Here is a 16,273-nt window from a genome sequence, read left to right as displayed (position 1 = left end):
AGGACATTTGATGACTACAGCAAAACAAAGCTTGTTATTGTCCTCACTCATAGGGAGCCTGCTTCTTGCAGGCTGCTCTTTGGCTCCGGAATATCAACCTGCAAAAGTTATAGTTCCAGTCAAATTTAAAGAGTCAGACCCTAAACTTGAAGATAATAACTGGAAGATTGCCCAACCTGCCGACCAACAAGTTCGAGGTGAATGGTGGCGTGTTTTTAATGATGCTCAATTGAATGAGCTAGAACAACAAGCGATTGCTGGCAACCAAAATCTTAAAGCGGTGGCAGCCAACATTCAGGCTTCACGTGCAATACGTTCAGCAGCACAAGCCGAACGCCTGCCAAGTATTGGTGCTGGCTTTGGCCCAACTCGTCAAAAACCCTCTCCTGCTTCATTGGGTTTAGATGACAATGCCCATACATCTGCACAAACCTTATGGCGTGCTCAAGCCAATGTTTCATATGAGCTCGATTTATTTGGTCGTGTCGCCAGTAGTGTTAATGCAGCAACAGCGGATCTACAACAGCAAGAAGCTTTATATCAGTCGGCACTTTTAGCCTTACAAGCAGATGTTGCACAAGGTTATTTTCTGATACGTCAACTTGATACCGAACAAGCAATTTATAACCGTACAATCAAATTATTAGGTGAAACACGAGATTTAATGCAGCTTCGTTTTAAAAATGGACTGGTCAGTGAATTAGATGTTTCTCGTGCAGAAACTGAACTTTCAACAGCTCAAACCAATGCACTGAACATTGCTCGTAGTAGAGCCAATGCAGAGCATGCACTTGCAGTATTGTTAGGCAAAACACCAGCTGACTTTAGCTTGGCTGTTCAACCTTTAACTGCAAATAGTATCCGTCTCCCTGCCGGTTTGCCGTCAACTTTACTTGAAAGACGACCCGATATTGCGGCTGCAGAGCGTGCAATGGCAGCAGATAATGCGCGTATTGGAATTGCACGTACTGCTTTCTTCCCGAAAGTTAATCTAACGGGTACCTTAGGTTATGAATCTTCAAGTTTAAGCGAGTTGGGTAAATGGTCGAGCCGTACATTCTTGCTTGGTCCAGTCGCAGGCACTATTTTATCTTTACCATTATTTGATGGCGGACAACGTAAAGCAGGTGTTGCTCAAGCACGCGCAGCTTATGAAGAAAGCGTTGCCAACTATAGACAAACTGTACTAAACGCCTTTCGTGAAGTTGAAAATGGTTTGTCCGATCAACGTATTCTTGATCAGCAAATTCAAGCTCAAAACCAAGCACTCTCATCGTCTCGCCATGCAAATCAATTGTCTCATCTACGCTATCGAGAAGGTGCGATTAGCTATCTTGATGTGATTGACTCCGACCGGACTATTTTACAGCAAGAACAATTGGCAGCTCAGCTTAAAGGTGGCCAAATCATTGCAAGTGTAAACTTAATCCGTGCTTTAGGTGGGGGTTGGAGTAATTGATATAAAAAAAGCGCCTTACGGCGCTTTTTTATACACACAAATTATTTTGCATATACAGGGAATTTTGCACAAACAGCTTCAACTTTCGCTTTTACATCAGCAATAACTTTTTCGTCACCTTTGCTGTCAATCACGTCAGCGATCCAACCAGCAAGTTCACGAACTTCAGTTTCACCAAAACCACGAGTTGTTACTGCTGGAGTACCAATACGGATACCAGAAGTTACAAATGGAGAACGTGGGTCATTTGGAACTGAGTTTTTGTTCACAGTAATGTGAGCAGCACCTAACCAAGCGTCAGCATCTTTACCAGTTACGTCTTGTTTGATTAAAGATAACAAGAATAAGTGGTTGTCTGTACCGCCAGAAACAACGTCATAACCACGTGCGATTAATACTTCAGCCATTGCTTGAGCATTTTTCACAACTTGTTGTTGGTAAGCTTTAAAGTCATCAGACATTGCTTCTTTGAAGCAGATTGCTTTAGCAGCAATCGCATGCATTAATGGGCCACCTTGGTTACCAGGGAATACAGCTGATTGAAGTTTTTTCTCAATTTCTTCATTCGCTTTCGCAAGGATTAAACCAGAACGTGGACCACGAAGTGTTTTGTGAGTCGTTGTTGTTGTTACATCAGCAATTTGAACTGGGTTTGGATATACGCCAGCAGCTACAAGACCTGCAACGTGAGCCATATCAACAAAAAGATAAGCGCCAACTTTGTCCGCGATGTCACGGAAACGTTGCCAATCTACAACACGGCTATAAGCAGAGAAACCAGCAACGATCATACGTGGCTTGTGTTCTAATGCTAAACGTTCAACTTCTTCGTAATCGATCTCACCAGTTTCAGAGTTTAAACCATACTGAACAGCGTTATACGTTTTACCAGAGAAGCTTACTTTTGCACCGTGAGTCAAGTGACCACCGTGAGCCAAGCTCATACCCAAAACTGTATCGCCTGGGTTAAGAAGTGCTAAATAAACAGCAGAGTTAGCTTGTGAACCAGCATGTGGTTGAACGTTTGCGTAATCGGCACCAAAAAGTTCTTTAGCACGGTCAATCGCCATTTGCTCAATAACGTCTACATACTCGCAACCGCCATAATAGCGTTTGCCTGGATAACCTTCTGCGTATTTGTTAGTAAGTTTTGATCCTTGCGCTTCCATCACAGCAGGAGAGCAATAGTTTTCAGATGCAATTAACTCGATATGTGCTTCTTGACGCTCACCTTCAGAAGCAATAGCTTGAGCTAATTCTGGATCAAATTCAGAAATGGAAATATTGGCAAACATTAGCGGGGGTCCTATAAATTAGGGCTTTTAAGCCGTGCTAAGATTGCGGCATATTGTAGCATGAACTTTATAATTAAACAGAATCAAGTTAGCTCAGTTTTAAATAAAAATGGCTCAATTTTTATAAAAAATGAGCCATCAAATCTAAAATAATTTATAAACACTTAAAAAACTTTTATTTAATAATTTTCTAAAGTTAAATTTAGCTTCTCAAAACAACAAAAAAACTTTAAATATCAACTACTCTTATTGAGCTGACAACAAGTTTTGCACATTCCCAACAATGTTATCTACATTATTGCTCATAGCCGTCTCATGGTCCCAGTTACCCGTTACATAGCTATTAATTTTTGTGCCCACGACAGTGGCATTAGATATCAAAATATCAGTCGCTACTTTAGGAACCGTTGTATCAGCTAACCCCTGATAAATAATAATTGGGGTAGATACTTTTGTCTGCAGAGGTTGAGAATCTTTATCTAAGAATGTTTTTACGGTTGGCACAGCCATAAAGTTAGGTTGTGTACGCGTAAAACCATCTAGTGTGCCGCCATGTGTTGCTGCGTAGGTTTGCATATTAACTGCCAAGGCTTGGCCCAATGGCCCTGCACAAATCGTTTCTGCCTGCTGTGCAGTACTTGCTGTTTGTGAAGTAAATACCTGTGAGTAATCAAAGCTTGGCTGTGTATTTCGAATACCCGCTGTAACTAAAGCAGTATATGTATCAAGCTGTGCATACATCGGAATCTTTTTATCCAAAGTTGCATTGGCAACAGCTTGTTCTCCTGCAGTTAAAATGAATCCCAAATTAGAAGCTGGAGCTACCACTACCGTACCTTTATAGTTTAGCTGTGCACGGCTTGCATATTGTGCAGCGCCCAATGCAGCATGCCCACCCTGGGAGTGACCTACGGTGACCCATTTGTTCGAAGTCAATAAATTACGCTGAGATAAATAATTGCGTGTTGCAACCACGGCGTCAGTAATTGAATAAGCTTCACTTTTAACATTTAAGAATGGATGTATGCCTGCGGTTCCTAAGCCCTCATAATCTGGAGCAACCACTACATAACCTGCCGCAAGAAGTTTACTAATTAAATCTTTAGTACTGTCTGTTAATGCCGATTTACTCGGTGCACATGCATCTGCAACCCCCGTCGTGCCATGTGCCCAAACCACAATTGGCCAACCGCCTGCTGGTGGTGGTGTCGTTGGTGTAAATACTAAACTGGTTGCCTGAACCTCTTGCCCACTTTGACCTAACATTTTATAAGTTAAAATACTACTTTCAGCAGCAACTGATCCTAAGTTAGTACTTGTATAAGCATCTACCTTAACCACTGGGTTTTGAATATTATTGGCTGGTGCACCAGATGGATCAGTAGTTGCCGGACTGTCATCACTACTTCCATCTCCACATGCCGTCAACAATAAACTTGTACTAAGAACACTGGTCATGAACAGTTTCATTTTCATTGATATATCCCTTAAATTCGATTTTTGTTGTGCTTTACTTTTTAATGAACATTTTAAATGTCTTACAAACAATTACGCCTAATCTTCATTTTTCGCAAGTGATATTTAATCAAAATGAGCAGCTAAATTTTCTACTTTTTTAACATAAATTGCATTTGATAGCTCATCTAGCCTTACTCCATGTTTTAAAGTAGATAGCCAACTGTTAACATTGATGGTTACTTGTAATTGTTTAAAGGTTCAAAAGATGCAAGCCATTATTTTAGATACAGAAACTCATACACTAAATGGTTTGCCTATTGAAATTGCATACGCTCCCATTGAACTTAATGTGGGTAAACTCACTTTAGATAAAAGCAAATTGTTTGATCAACTCTATCAGGTGGGAGCTCCGATCTCTTATGCTGCAATGGCGGTCCACCACATCTTGGAGTCTGACCTAGAAAACCAGCCTCACTATAAAACCTTTAAATTACCTGATAGCACGACTTATATTATTGGTCATAACATTGATTATGATATTGCTGCCATTGCTCGTTGTGGCGTTGATGTATCTCATATCAAACCGATTTGTACTCTAGCTTTAGCACGTAAAGCTTGGCCAGATGCTGAAGCTCATAATATTTCGGCTCTCATTTATATGATTTCTCAAGGCAGCAGTAAAGCGCGAGAATTACTCAAAGGTGCACACCGTGCCGATGCGGACATTATTTTAACTGCCAATATTTTGATGCATATTATCTATCATTTAAATATTCAAGATATTGAAGAGCTTTACCAAGTTTCTGAAGAAGCCCGTATCCCCACGACTATTAATTTTGGCAAGCATAAAGGTACGGCAATTTCTGAACTGCCAAAAGACTATATTCAATGGCTTCTACGTCAAGACGAGCTAGATGTCTATTTACGTAAGGCTCTAGAAAGCGCATTTTAAAGACTTAACTTAAATAGATGATATTCATAAATTCTTCATCATATTGTCATTTTTGAGTTTTATCGTTAACCCCATTTATATTTTATTAAGAACAGTACTGTTTGATAGAAAAATTCAAACAGGCTGCTTCATTTTTTATATTGGGGAAATACAATGTCTGGTTTTTATAGAACCAATTTGGGAAGAGTTGCGCTTCAACAACGTAATATCACGTTAAATGCAAAACAAAGACGTTTACTTCTATTAATAGACCATGAAGATTTTCAAAGCCTCGATCCCGAGTTTAAGAAACGGATTGCCCCACCAGAGCTAATTCAACAGCTCATTGATTTAAAACTCATTGCTACTTCTAACGAAAGTTATTTAGAGTTGACCGAACAAATATCTCCCCCAGAGTCATCTGTAACGACTAAAGAAGTACATCAGAAAAATATTGATGAGAATAAAAATAATGATTTAGTTGGAGAAATTCAGATTCCTCACTCAACATCTGAGACGTCTTCAAATATAGAAAATGGCCAGCCATCTATTCCAGTTCAACAACTGTCTTTTGAAGAAATACAACTATTAATGAAACAAAGCTTGAGCCAGTACTGTGGCCTTATGGCAAAACCACTTATTCACAAAATAGAGCAAATAAAAACGCTTCAAGAACTTAAAATGTGCCAAATGCAATGGATTACCAGTTTACAGGAGTCACGTATTCCTCCTCGTGAGCTAGCACATACGCTTCATTCTATTAATTATTCAATTCAGCTTATTCAACAACGCGTCTAAAATAGGACAAGCTGCTGTTTAATTAAGCATTAAACTCACTTGGTACGTATTTCGTGCTTTACCTACCAGTGTTTTTTTCCTATGATGTGCCCCACACATGTGCGCTCGTAGCTCAGTTGGATAGAGTACAGGTTTCCGAAGCCTGGGGTCGTGGGTTCGATCCCCGCCGGGCGCACCAATTTATATATAATAACTTCATAAATTTATCCCAATTTCATAAAATTCCGACTATTTTACTTGGTTTATTAATCATTATCGCTCAAAATATACCCCTCTTTCATAATGTGAGAATTTCATGACTGATGCTTTGGTATTAAAAGATTTGTCCAAAACATATCGTAATGGTTTTCAGGCGTTAAAAGGTATTAACCTCACTGTGCCTGAAGGTGAATTTTATGCGTTGTTAGGCCCAAATGGTGCCGGCAAATCAACAACCATTGGTATTATCAGCTCCCTCACAAAAAAGACCTCAGGAACAGTTGAGATTTTTGGGCATAATCTCGACACACATCCATCCTTAGCAAAACAACAGCTTGGCGTCGTTCCTCAAGAATTTAATTTTGGCCAGTTCGAAAAAGCATTTGATATTTTAGTCACTCAAGCTGGCTATTACGGTATTCACAAAAAGATTGCCGAAAAACGTGCCGAACATTATTTAGAAAAACTTGGCTTGTGGGAAAAACGCAATATACAAGCACGTATGCTGTCTGGTGGTATGAAGCGCCGTCTAATGATTGCCCGCGCCATGATGCATGAGCCTAAACTTCTTATTTTAGATGAACCTACTGCTGGTGTAGATATTGAATTACGCCGTTCTATGTGGGATTTTCTGACCGAAATGAACGAAAGTGGCACTTCTATTATTTTAACGACACACTATTTAGAAGAAGCGGAAATGCTCTGTCGTCAAATTGCCATCATTGACCGTGGTGTTATCAAAGAAGATACCAGCATGAAAAGTTTCTTAAACCAGCTGAGTGAAGAATCTTTTATTTTCGATTTGGCAGAACCGATTGCCCCACTCCAGTTAAATATTATTGGTGTGAAGTTCAACTTAATTGATAGCAGCACTTTAGAAGTAACAATGGATAAGGCACATACATTAAATGACTTATTCCAACTTTTAGAGTCACAAGGCATTCGTGTTCGTAGTATGCGTAACAAATCAAATCGCCTTGAAGAGCTATTTGTCAAAATGGTTGAGAAAAATCTTGAAGGAGAGGCAAAATGAACTTTAACCAACTGCAAATTGCCCTCTGGACTTTAGTTCGTAAAGAAGTACGCCGATTTCTTCGCATTTGGCCCCAAACCTTATTACCACCTGCGATTACCATGAGCTTGTATTTTGTCATTTTTGGTAATTTGGTTGGCTCACGTATTGGACAAATGGGCGGCGTAAGCTACATGCAGTTTATTGTGCCTGGCCTAATCATGATGGCTGTTATTACCAACAGTTATGCGAACGTTTCTTCCAGTTTCTTTAGTGTGAAATTCCAAAAAAGCATTGAAGAGCTCATTATGAGCCCTGTGCCATTACATATTATTTTATGGGGCTATGTCATTGGTGGTATTTGTCGTGGTGTTCTAGTTGGGGCCATTGTTACCGCGATGAGTATGTTCTTTACTGACCTTTTTATACATAACTGGTTCGTAACTATATATACAGTCTTAATTACATCTGTTTTATTTTCCTTAGGCGGCTTTATTAATGCGGTCTATGCAAAATCTTTTGATGATATTTCTATTATTCCAACATTTGTACTTACTCCACTCACCTACTTAGGTGGTGTGTTTTATGCCATTAGTGCACTTGGTCCTTTTTGGCAAAAACTTTCTTTAATTAATCCTATTGTGTATATGGTTAATGCTTTCCGTTTTGGCATTTTAGGTCATAGCGACGTGAACGTTACGTTCTCTTTAATCGTTGTGACATTATGTTGTGTTGTACTTTACGGAGTTGCTTACTATTTACTTGCTCGTGGTTCAGGAATGCGTGAATGAGTGTAGAACAGTCTTTATTGGGTAAAGAAACCCAGTATCCAACCAGCTATCAACCCGATGTGTTATTTCCAATCGCACGTGCTCAATCTCGTGAAAACTATTCACATATTGAAGGCATTACCCAAGGTAAAGATTGGTGGCATGTTTTTGAAATATCTTGGTTAAACTCGGACGGTATTCCGCAGGTTGCTATTGGTAGAATTACCCTGCCAGCTTCTTCACCAAATTTGATTGAATCAAAGTCATTAAAACTTTACTTCAATAGTCTTAACTTCACTCAGTTTGACTCTAAAGCGTTATTCATTGAAACAGTTGAAAAAGATTTATCGGCTGCGGCAGGCGCAAAAGTTGAGCTAACGCTATTTCAAGTAGATGATCTCGATATTTCCAAGCCACAAGGTATTTGTATTGATGATCTAACACCTGAACGTTTAGAACAACATCCCGATGCATCGCTTTTAAAATTAGATGAGTCTGGTGAAGAAGTTGAAATTGAACTGTATTCTCATCTTTTGAGAAGTAACTGTCCAGTCACGGGACAACCTGATTGGGGTACAGTTTTTATCCGTTTTAAGGGCAAAAAACCTTGTTATCGTAGTCTTTTAGCTTATATTATCTCGTACCGTCAGCATAACGGTTTCCACGAACAGTGTGTTGAGCAAATCTTTGCAGATGTTTGGCAAAATTTGCAACCTGAAAAGCTGATGGTTTATGCAACTTATACTCGCCGCGGTGGACTTGATATCAATCCTTGCCGAGTATCGGATCTATCATGGATGCCAAAACCGATTCGATTGGCACGACAATAAAACGAATAATTTGAGGATACACCATGCCGTTTTTTGGTTTTACCCCTTCTGAAGGCTTATTGAACGATATGCAGACTGGAATTGCGAATAAAAATTCTAGTGAACCGCTATATCCACTTCGAGACAAAATTGCTTTACAACTCAATGAAGAAATTATTGATAATGTACTGATTCAGTTAGTACAACATTTCCCAGCGAGTGAAAAAAGAGATACTGCCGAGAAACTTGCTGGTTATGTCAAATCTACAGTTGCCGTACTTTTAAAGCAATTACTCAGTAAAGCACCAAATGACGTTGTTAAACAGTCAGTTGAGTTTTCAGAGAAAAGCTTATTTAAAGATCCACAAGGTCAATATAAAGTTGGCGTAGCTTTAGATGCTGGCTTAGTGACTAATTTGAAGCATAATTTTACTGAGCTTCAAGCAGGTAATGACATTAATAAAGCAGCATTAGCGGAACTCTATAAACAGTTTGGTGATGCTATGGTTAGACACTTTATGTCTGATTTTAACAAGACATTAGATTTAGGCATGATTAAACGTAAAGCTGCTGATATTGGCGCTGCTGCTGTGACTAAAGCGGTTCATATCGCGATTGATAAACTGATCCCAAGTCTAAATCGTACCGAACTAAAAGCGATGGCTGAATACCATGATGGGCTATTCTTTAATTAATAAAAAATAGTCTATCGGAAACCTGGCGAGAGCCAGGTTTTTTTATTGCAAAATATTGATATACATTGCCATAAATCAGGTTTATGTTAGCATGCGCCAAGCACTGATTGACCTAGTTAAAGCCGCATGTCTCCTAGTCCACAATATAAATTTTTACGCCAAGCTCCTCGAGATGGTCTTAGTACTGCCATGCAACCATCACGCTGGCAGCAACTTCATATTGACCCTTGGTTATGTCTATTTTTATTCCTAAATGCCCTGTTAGGTTTAACGGTACTATATAGTGCTTCCGCACAAGATGTCGGCTTAGTCAGTAAACAGGCTATGAGCTTTGGTATTGGCTTTTTAGTCATGATTGGTCTTGCTCAAATTCCCCCTAAGGTTTATCAAGCTTTTTCACCCTACTTTTATTTATTTGCACTATTTTCCTTAATTGGAGTTATGGTCTTTGGTGAAGTTCGTATGGGGGCTAAACGTTGGATCGATATTCCGGGTTTCGGAAGTGTGCAACCCAGTGAATTCATGAAAATTGGCATGCCAATGATGATTTCATGGTTTTTAGCACGCAAACCACTTCCTCCCAGCTTTTCTCAAGTTGTTTTATCATTAATGTTAATTGGTGTTCCTTTTTTACTCATTGCAGAACAACCTGACTTAGGAACATCCCTACTCGTATTAGCGAGTGGTATTTTCGTACTATTTTTAAGTGGACTATCTTGGCGCATGATCGGTGCAGCAGCAGCCTGTGCCGCTATTGTTATTCCAATTGCGTGGGAATTTCTTTTACACGACTATCAACGTCAACGGGTTCTAACACTACTTGACCCAGAAGCAGATGCATTAGGAACAGGCTGGAACATTATTCAATCTAAAACAGCTATCGGTTCTGGTGGTTTCTCAGGTAAAGGCTTTCTTGAAGGGACACAGTCACATTTACACTTTTTACCCGAAGGTCATACTGACTTTATTATTGCGGCTTATTCCGAAGAATTTGGCCTGATTGGCGTACTTATATTAGTTATTCTTTATTCAGCTATTATTTTTAGAACATTCCAAATTGGTTTACAGAGCTTTCATAATTATGGCCGCTTGGTTGCTGGCGCCTTTGGTTTGTCTTTTTTTGTTTATGTATTTGTAAACGCAGGAATGGTCAGTGGTATTTTACCTGTAGTGGGTGTTCCTTTGCCTTTTATGAGTTATGGCGGTACCGCTATTATTACTTTAATGGCCACTTTTGGTTTAGTTATGTCTATTCATACACATCGATAATTTGGAATTTTAAAAAGATATGTTGTCTCAATTTGTTAATAAAACTTTAAAAGTACTCGCCTTGTGTACTGGTCTAGTGAGCACTAGTCATTTTGCTCAGGCCAATGATTTTGTAAATGATCCTAATTATTTAAATTTTAAACAAAAAGCCATGAACACTTATGGTCTAAGTAGTGTACAAGTCGATGCCGCAATGAGCGGTGCAAAAAATTTACCAAACATTATAAATATTATGACTCGCCCAGGTGAAAGTAAGCCTTGGTACGACTATCGCTCTATGTTTTTGGTTGAAGGTACTATTCAGCGTGGTGTCCGTTTTAAAAACCAATATGCAGATGCACTTAACCGAGCTGAACAGCAATTTGGTGTCTCTCAAGCTGTCATTTTGGGCATTTTAGGTGTTGAAACAGGATATGGAGCAAATAAAGGTTCTTTTATTACTCGTGACGCGCTTGCGACATTAGCGTTTGGCTACCCGCGCCGTGCTGATTATTTCAGTGATGAATTAGCTGCTCTGATTGCATGGACGTATAAAGAAGGCTACCCAACTAGTAGTATTGTTGGCTCTTATGCTGGAGCAATTGGCTATCCACAGTTTATGCCAAGCAATATTAGTAAATATGGAGTCGATTTTGATGGTAACGGCCACATTGATTTACGAAACTCTGCGGAAGATGCGATTGGATCAATCGCAAATTACTTAGCAAAACAAGGATGGCAGCGCGATCAGCCGATTGGTTTTATGGCACGTTACACAGGTTCAAATCCAGAAAGTATTATTGCTAAAGACCTGACCCAACCTTCTCCATATGGCGTACTTAAAAATCAGGGGATTTCTCCATTAAACCCATTAGTTAAAATTGATGACCTAGATATGGTAAATGTTATTCAATTACAAGACTATAATGGTCCAATTTATTATTTAACCTATCCGAATTTTCAAGTAATTACGACTTATAACAAAAGCCGAATGTATGCGACTGCTGTATGGTTGTTAGGCACAGAAGTAGCTAGCCGATAGGCTAGCTTTTTGATGAGTTTATGTAAAAGTCAATAAATATTTTTGTTAAATCGATCACAATACACACATTTTAAATATCTTGTTACATATTTGGTTATTTTTTAATCTAAAACTGTAAGTTTTTGCCCTTTTTGTAACTATTTCTCGTTAAAGACTAGACACTCTCCGTAAGCGATGAATATTATCCACCCCAATCAAGCAATTGCAAAAGTGAATAATTAGGCATGTTCACTTCAATTTTTAGCCTGCCGGCTAAAAGAAAAAGAGCATGTTCTCAGGAGTTTATATAAATGCAGTTATCGCTGAAATACATTCTTGCACTGACGGCTAGTTTAAGTATGGCCCCGCTGCACGCTGAAATGATGCAGTCATCATCATTAAACAGTGATGTAGATGGTCCAAATGCTAATTTAGCTGCCCGTGTGTTGAGTAAAGATACTCAAAGCTTTAATTCTCGTTTTTCTAACATTAACAGTCTTTCAATCACTGAACGTTCTGGCGATCAAATTCGTCGTCAAGCTATCGCAGCTAAAATTGAAATCCCTGAAGATGAGCCTTCAGTGATTGAAAAACTTAACACAGTAGCTTCAAATACTGTTCGTAAGTTTAGCCAAACTGGCATGGCATCTTGGTATGGTCGTCAATTTCACGGTCGTAAAACTGCAAGTGGTGAAACATTCGACATGAATGCACTTACTGCTGCTCACCGTAGTCTGCCATTGAACTGTTATATCCGTGTTACAAACAAAGACAATGGTAAAAGTGTGGTTGTAAAAGTAAACGACCGTGGTCCATTCCATGCAAATCGTGTACTTGATTTATCATACGGTGCAGCAAAACGCCTTGGTATTACCAATGCAGGCACTGCTAAAGTAAGTATTGAACGTGTAGACGGTCCTACTTCATAAGCGATTACTCCTAGAGTTCATGAAAAAGCCACAATTTAATTTGTGGCTTTTTTAATTTTTGGAGTTCACGATAAAAAAATTATGTTCAAAAATTTTATGTTTCTACTCATTTTCCAATTACAAAATTGATTATTTTTTAACCCAAAAACACATCATTTTCTTACCCATCTTTTTTTGCTTATATTTTTTGATTACAGCTATTTTAAAAAAATTACGCTACCCTAGTACCACTTTAGTCTAAAAAGAGCTATTTATCGCGTTTTAAGACAAGTTGAGTTGAGTCTTTTTCTATTATTTTCCCACTTCTCATAAAAAAGTGCTTTTCTGGGTCATTTCCTCACTTCAAAATCCAAAAATAACTAACCTGATTTTCCTTAAATAAATCTCGCTCTTTTTTAAGTCCAACTTTGAACTTTTTTCCTCCTGTTTTTCCAAACAATGAGTCATTAAATTTTTAAAGATACATAAATGAACGAGAAGGAAGATTTGCGACTTTCTTGTCTACCCACCTAACAACAGGATAAAATATAGACATAAAAAGAATGACTCAAAATTAGACACGGAGAACAAGGTCTATGAAATCTATTGGTGAATGGTTTGATGAATATAGTGAAAGTCATCAAAATCCAACAAATAAAAAAATCCACTGGGTATGCGTTCCCGCTATTTTATTTTCTATTATCGGAATCATTGCCCACTTTAGCGCCTTACTCACTGCTTTACTCATTGTACTGACTCTAATTTTCTATGCTCGACTCGATCTTGTACTTGCAGTAGCAATGGCTGCACTTCTCGTCGTGATGGCTTGGCTTATTTATGTCTTACCTGTAGGGGGGGGATTTTATATTGCTCTTTTTGTAATTGCTTGGATTGGACAATTTTACGGACATAAAGTTGAAGGGAAAAAACCTTCCTTCTTTAAAGATTTACAATTTTTATTGATTGGTCCAGTCTGGTGTATGGATGCCTATCTTGCAAAAATATTACCTAAGTGGAAAAGTCGCCAAAATAAATTGATTACTCAATAATTTTTAAAAAGCTGAATCTTTTTTAGATTCAGCTTAAATTTACTGATTTATTAGAAAATTTATAAAATAGAAAAATGCTAGGCTGAGCAGAACACTGGGCAAAACTTTTTTTAAATAGAAAGCAACTACAATACAAAATACTGTCGCATATAAATATGGATTATCTAAAGTCCCTCTCAATTCATTTCTTTCAAAAAAGATTACCGGTATACAAATAGCACTCAATAAACAAGGCGCTGAATAATTCAGCATTTTATTCATAAGTACTGGTAATTTTACTTTTACATTAGGTTCTAAAAAATAATAACGATTAAAAAAGACAATTACTGCCACACCTAAAATCATGAACCATGACATTTCATTTCTCTCCCACTCTATTTTCTACAACAACGGCAATAAGCATTCCCAATAAACCAGAAATCAGAATGGCGCCTTCAATGTGAAAAAATTTGAGAACAAAACCACTAACACAAGTTGTTAAAACTCCTGCTATGACAGGTTTTCCTTTACACATAGGAACAATCATGGCCACAAAAATAGCAACAATCGAAAAGTCTAAGTGATAAGACAATAAATTAGGAATCGCCGTAGCTAATAAAATTCCAACTAGACTAAAAATTACCCAGAATAAATAAAAATTTATACCGGCCCCTAATAAATAGTGGGGGTGTCTTTTTTCGTTCGGAGCACTTAGCGCAAATAATTCATCTGTTAATAGAAAGCCTAAACTTAATCGTTTGGGTAAAGACAAAATAGAAATATCATTTCTTAAAGTTAATGCATAAATAAAATGCTGTGCAGTAAGAAAGAAAATCGTGATATAGATCGTTAATAATGATGCACCTTCCATCACCATACTCAAACTGACCAATTGTGCAGCACCAGCAAACACAATTCCTGACATTGCTAATGCTTTATAAAATGATAAACCTGCATGAATTGCCATTGAACCAGCCAAAATAGCCCACGGAATAACCGAAATAGACAATGGCAATATATCTACCGCCCCTCGAAAAAAAAGATACGAAGGTTGGTTTTTAGAAAATCTAATAGATTGATTTAAACGAGTATTCATCTCTAGACATCTATAACATTAAATATTTATAGATTTTCTTCTATGCAGGTTAGCTTCTCTTGAACAAAATTGCGTTTAGAAATGAAAATAAATCTTAGAGATTAAGACTAGCTACATACTGGGTAGGTGTAACGCCCATCGCCTTTTTAAAGTGGCGGTTAAAATGACTTTGATCAGAAAATCCGCATTGCTGTGCAACCATTACAATTTGAATACCCTGTTTTAATAACTGCCTCGCCTTTTGCAAACGTGCCTGCACTAGCCAAGCATGTGGTGGTAAACCCACATGTTTTTTAAATTGTCTTAAAAAATGCCAAGCACTTAATCCAACCATGTCAGCCAATTCCTGCAAAGAAAAATTATTTTCAGGCATATCTGCCAACAAATCTTTAACTTTTAAGATTTTCGAATAAGCTTCTGGTAGCTCGCAAAAGGCGTGCCGTGATTTACCATGACGCATCATCAAACATGCTAATGTTGATAAATACATGGTTTCTTTAAGCAGAAAATTATCTTTTTGTTCTAATAAATCAAATAATAAGCAAAGTTGTTGAGATAATCCCAAATCTTGAATAACTGCTTGAGGGAACCAAGGCGCACCATGAAAATTTTCAAAAAAATCCTGACTCACTTCAGCGAGCATTTCAGGTGTAGGATAAATTGCCCGATAGCGCCAACCCGATTCGACAGCAGATGAACCTGTGTGAATTTCATCTGCGTTCACCAAAATAATGTCACCTTTAGGAGCAACGTGTAGTTGACCCGTCCTAAAAAAAGACTGCGCACCTTCTTCAATCACACCAATACAATACCCTTCATGGGTATGCTTTGAAAATTGCGTTTGGTGATAATGTGCTTTTAATAATTCTAAACCGCCTAACTCTCGCAAATGCAAGTAGTCAGCCTGTTCCCGGTGCATATATACATCTCATCTATTTATCTGAAAAAAACATAACATGTTTTAAAAAGATGCATAGAACAAAATTGCTGTTAGGTCGAAATGAATATCCCTTTTTCTATTGGTAAATACGTCCATTATGTTTCAACCAACCATTCTCATGACGGTTTTGTGGGTCATGATGCGTCCAATGCAATACACCACCTTTCTCGTTATATTCATATTCACCATTAAATTCGACAATATCCCCTTTATGCAAATCGTCAATTTTTGGTGCTAAATCAATATTATGAGCCACTAAAATTGAAAGGCCATTTTTTAATACAAGAATAAATTTTTGATGTTTTGCCCCATCATTATCTTCTCTTAAAATTGCTTTTACTCGACCACTTCCCTGCACTTGAACATTACTTTGTCTGCGGTCATAGGCAGCTTTTATAGTATCTATCCCATCATTTGAAAACGTAGTTTCAGTATGCTGAGTTACAGGACTTGATGATGGCGATTGATTTTTCTTATGCCCAGATAAATCTAGACCGAAATATGCAGCAATCAATAAAACAATAATGCCGCCAATACTCAGATTTTTTTTATTTGTCATCTTTATATTCCGATTTCAATAGGGATAAAAAAAGCCCCATAGGGGCTT

The 16,273-nt window shown here is 38.0% G+C and carries 17 protein-coding genes, 1 tRNA gene and 1 pseudogene; 13 read left to right on the top strand and 6 right to left on the bottom strand.

Annotated features, from left to right (window positions below; all coding sequences use genetic code 11):
* Nucleotides 1-10: 10 nt before the first annotated feature.
* Nucleotides 11-1,459 carry a multidrug efflux RND transporter outer membrane subunit AdeH gene (gene adeH, locus ACIF8R_RS00895; RefSeq protein ID WP_396478463.1) on the top strand — a complete coding sequence of 483 codons (1,449 nt, stop codon included), beginning with the start codon at nt 11-13 and terminating at the stop codon, nt 1,457-1,459.
* A gap of 41 nt (nt 1,460-1,500) precedes the next feature.
* On the opposite strand, the gene glyA is transcribed toward adeH, so the two are convergent.
* A complete protein-coding gene (gene glyA, locus ACIF8R_RS00890) occupies nt 1,501-2,754 on the bottom strand; it encodes a serine hydroxymethyltransferase (RefSeq protein WP_086496113.1) in 1,254 nt (417 codons plus the stop codon).
* A 60-nt stretch (nt 2,755-2,814) separates the two neighbouring features.
* On the opposite strand from glyA, the pseudogene ACIF8R_RS00885 reads away from it, so the two are divergent.
* A pseudogene (locus ACIF8R_RS00885) lies at nt 2,815-2,892 on the top strand (hypothetical protein); the annotation flags it as partial.
* Between the two features lie 108 nt (nt 2,893-3,000).
* Here ACIF8R_RS00885 and ACIF8R_RS00880 read toward each other — a convergent pair.
* Nucleotides 3,001-4,230 (bottom strand): alpha/beta fold hydrolase, encoded by a 1,230-nt coding sequence (locus ACIF8R_RS00880; protein ID WP_396478461.1) that lies wholly within the window; start codon nt 4,228-4,230, stop codon nt 3,001-3,003.
* Nucleotides 4,231-4,477: 247 nt separating this feature from the next.
* On the opposite strand from ACIF8R_RS00880, the gene ACIF8R_RS00875 reads away from it, so the two are divergent.
* From ACIF8R_RS00875 to ACIF8R_RS00825, 11 genes are all read left to right on the top strand, one after another.
* A complete protein-coding gene (locus ACIF8R_RS00875; RefSeq protein WP_396478459.1) occupies nt 4,478-5,164 on the top strand; it encodes a 3'-5' exonuclease in 687 nt (228 codons plus the stop codon).
* A gap of 153 nt (nt 5,165-5,317) precedes the next feature.
* Complete coding sequence (locus tag ACIF8R_RS00870; protein WP_396478457.1) at nt 5,318-5,941, top strand: hypothetical protein; 624 nt, start codon at nt 5,318-5,320, stop codon at nt 5,939-5,941.
* 101 nt (nt 5,942-6,042) lie between these two features.
* Nucleotides 6,043-6,119 (top strand) — tRNA-Arg (locus ACIF8R_RS00865).
* A 117-nt stretch (nt 6,120-6,236) separates the two neighbouring features.
* A complete protein-coding gene (locus ACIF8R_RS00860) occupies nt 6,237-7,172 on the top strand; it encodes an ABC transporter ATP-binding protein (protein ID WP_004700452.1) in 936 nt (311 codons plus the stop codon).
* The gene (locus ACIF8R_RS00855) at nt 7,169-7,942 is read left to right on the top strand and encodes an ABC transporter permease (protein ID WP_077165428.1); all 774 of its coding nucleotides are present in this window, start codon (nt 7,169-7,171) and stop codon (nt 7,940-7,942) included. The genes ACIF8R_RS00860 and ACIF8R_RS00855 overlap by 4 nt, the downstream gene beginning before the upstream one ends.
* Nucleotides 7,939-8,751 carry an NADPH-dependent 7-cyano-7-deazaguanine reductase QueF gene (gene queF / locus ACIF8R_RS00850; protein WP_396478454.1) on the top strand — a complete coding sequence of 271 codons (813 nt, stop codon included), beginning with the start codon at nt 7,939-7,941 and terminating at the stop codon, nt 8,749-8,751. The genes ACIF8R_RS00855 and queF overlap by 4 nt, the downstream gene beginning before the upstream one ends.
* Before the next feature lie 23 nt (nt 8,752-8,774).
* Nucleotides 8,775-9,425 carry a hypothetical protein gene (locus tag ACIF8R_RS00845; RefSeq protein ID WP_191028963.1) on the top strand — a complete coding sequence of 217 codons (651 nt, stop codon included), beginning with the start codon at nt 8,775-8,777 and terminating at the stop codon, nt 9,423-9,425.
* A 126-nt stretch (nt 9,426-9,551) separates the two neighbouring features.
* Nucleotides 9,552-10,694, top strand: coding sequence for a rod shape-determining protein RodA (gene rodA / locus ACIF8R_RS00840; protein ID WP_019457155.1), 1,143 nt, complete (start codon nt 9,552-9,554; stop codon nt 10,692-10,694).
* A 19-nt stretch (nt 10,695-10,713) separates the two neighbouring features.
* On the top strand, nt 10,714-11,715 hold the full coding sequence (gene mltB / locus ACIF8R_RS00835) for a lytic murein transglycosylase B (protein WP_343568381.1): 1,002 nt from the start codon (nt 10,714-10,716) through the stop codon (nt 11,713-11,715).
* Nucleotides 11,716-12,005: 290 nt separating this feature from the next.
* Nucleotides 12,006-12,623, top strand: coding sequence for a septal ring lytic transglycosylase RlpA family protein (locus ACIF8R_RS00830; protein WP_002052473.1), 618 nt, complete (start codon nt 12,006-12,008; stop codon nt 12,621-12,623).
* A 575-nt stretch (nt 12,624-13,198) separates the two neighbouring features.
* Nucleotides 13,199-13,651 (top strand): DUF962 domain-containing protein, encoded by a 453-nt coding sequence (locus tag ACIF8R_RS00825; RefSeq protein ID WP_396478452.1) that lies wholly within the window; start codon nt 13,199-13,201, stop codon nt 13,649-13,651.
* A 39-nt stretch (nt 13,652-13,690) separates the two neighbouring features.
* Here the strand turns inward: ACIF8R_RS00825 and ACIF8R_RS00820 are convergent, their stop codons facing one another.
* The 4 genes from ACIF8R_RS00820 to ACIF8R_RS00805 form a co-directional block, all read right to left on the bottom strand.
* Nucleotides 13,691-14,008 carry an AzlD domain-containing protein gene (locus tag ACIF8R_RS00820; protein WP_396478450.1) on the bottom strand — a complete coding sequence of 106 codons (318 nt, stop codon included), beginning with the start codon at nt 14,006-14,008 and terminating at the stop codon, nt 13,691-13,693.
* A 1-nt stretch (nt 14,009) separates the two neighbouring features.
* On the bottom strand, nt 14,010-14,726 hold the full coding sequence (locus tag ACIF8R_RS00815) for an AzlC family ABC transporter permease (RefSeq protein ID WP_396478448.1): 717 nt from the start codon (nt 14,724-14,726) through the stop codon (nt 14,010-14,012).
* A 94-nt stretch (nt 14,727-14,820) separates the two neighbouring features.
* Nucleotides 14,821-15,645 carry an AraC family transcriptional regulator gene (locus ACIF8R_RS00810; protein WP_396478446.1) on the bottom strand — a complete coding sequence of 275 codons (825 nt, stop codon included), beginning with the start codon at nt 15,643-15,645 and terminating at the stop codon, nt 14,821-14,823.
* 97 nt (nt 15,646-15,742) lie between these two features.
* Nucleotides 15,743-16,225, bottom strand: a complete 483-nt coding sequence (locus ACIF8R_RS00805; protein WP_396478444.1) for a DUF3465 domain-containing protein — start codon at nt 16,223-16,225, stop codon at nt 15,743-15,745.
* Nucleotides 16,226-16,273: the final 48 nt, after the last annotated feature.

This window comes from Acinetobacter sp. ABJ_C4_1, from assembly GCF_044538495.1.
Taxonomy (GTDB): domain Bacteria; phylum Pseudomonadota; class Gammaproteobacteria; order Pseudomonadales; family Moraxellaceae; genus Acinetobacter; species Acinetobacter nosocomialis_A.
The sequence above is the reverse complement of the archived record's forward strand: the minus strand, read 5'-3'. Positions and strand labels throughout refer to the sequence as shown.

Excerpts from the sequence above, each read along its gene's own strand:
- adeH (WP_396478463.1), top strand. The coding sequence starts at position 11 with ATGACTACAGCAAAACAAAGCTTGTTATTGTCCTCACTCATAGGGAGC.
- glyA (WP_086496113.1), bottom strand. The coding sequence starts at position 2,754 with ATGTTTGCCAATATTTCCATTTCTGAATTTGATCCAGAATTAGCTCAA.
- ACIF8R_RS00880 (WP_396478461.1), bottom strand. The coding sequence starts at position 4,230 with ATGAAAATGAAACTGTTCATGACCAGTGTTCTTAGTACAAGTTTATTG.
- ACIF8R_RS00875 (WP_396478459.1), top strand. The coding sequence starts at position 4,478 with ATGCAAGCCATTATTTTAGATACAGAAACTCATACACTAAATGGTTTG.
- ACIF8R_RS00870 (WP_396478457.1), top strand. The coding sequence starts at position 5,318 with ATGTCTGGTTTTTATAGAACCAATTTGGGAAGAGTTGCGCTTCAACAA.
- ACIF8R_RS00860 (WP_004700452.1), top strand. The coding sequence starts at position 6,237 with ATGACTGATGCTTTGGTATTAAAAGATTTGTCCAAAACATATCGTAAT.
- ACIF8R_RS00855 (WP_077165428.1), top strand. The coding sequence starts at position 7,169 with ATGAACTTTAACCAACTGCAAATTGCCCTCTGGACTTTAGTTCGTAAA.
- queF (WP_396478454.1), top strand. The coding sequence starts at position 7,939 with ATGAGTGTAGAACAGTCTTTATTGGGTAAAGAAACCCAGTATCCAACC.
- ACIF8R_RS00845 (WP_191028963.1), top strand. The coding sequence starts at position 8,775 with ATGCCGTTTTTTGGTTTTACCCCTTCTGAAGGCTTATTGAACGATATG.
- rodA (WP_019457155.1), top strand. The coding sequence starts at position 9,552 with ATGTCTCCTAGTCCACAATATAAATTTTTACGCCAAGCTCCTCGAGAT.
- mltB (WP_343568381.1), top strand. The coding sequence starts at position 10,714 with ATGTTGTCTCAATTTGTTAATAAAACTTTAAAAGTACTCGCCTTGTGT.
- ACIF8R_RS00830 (WP_002052473.1), top strand. The coding sequence starts at position 12,006 with ATGCAGTTATCGCTGAAATACATTCTTGCACTGACGGCTAGTTTAAGT.
- ACIF8R_RS00825 (WP_396478452.1), top strand. The coding sequence starts at position 13,199 with ATGAAATCTATTGGTGAATGGTTTGATGAATATAGTGAAAGTCATCAA.
- ACIF8R_RS00820 (WP_396478450.1), bottom strand. The coding sequence starts at position 14,008 with ATGTCATGGTTCATGATTTTAGGTGTGGCAGTAATTGTCTTTTTTAAT.
- ACIF8R_RS00815 (WP_396478448.1), bottom strand. The coding sequence starts at position 14,726 with ATGAATACTCGTTTAAATCAATCTATTAGATTTTCTAAAAACCAACCT.
- ACIF8R_RS00810 (WP_396478446.1), bottom strand. The coding sequence starts at position 15,645 with ATGCACCGGGAACAGGCTGACTACTTGCATTTGCGAGAGTTAGGCGGT.
- ACIF8R_RS00805 (WP_396478444.1), bottom strand. The coding sequence starts at position 16,225 with ATGACAAATAAAAAAAATCTGAGTATTGGCGGCATTATTGTTTTATTG.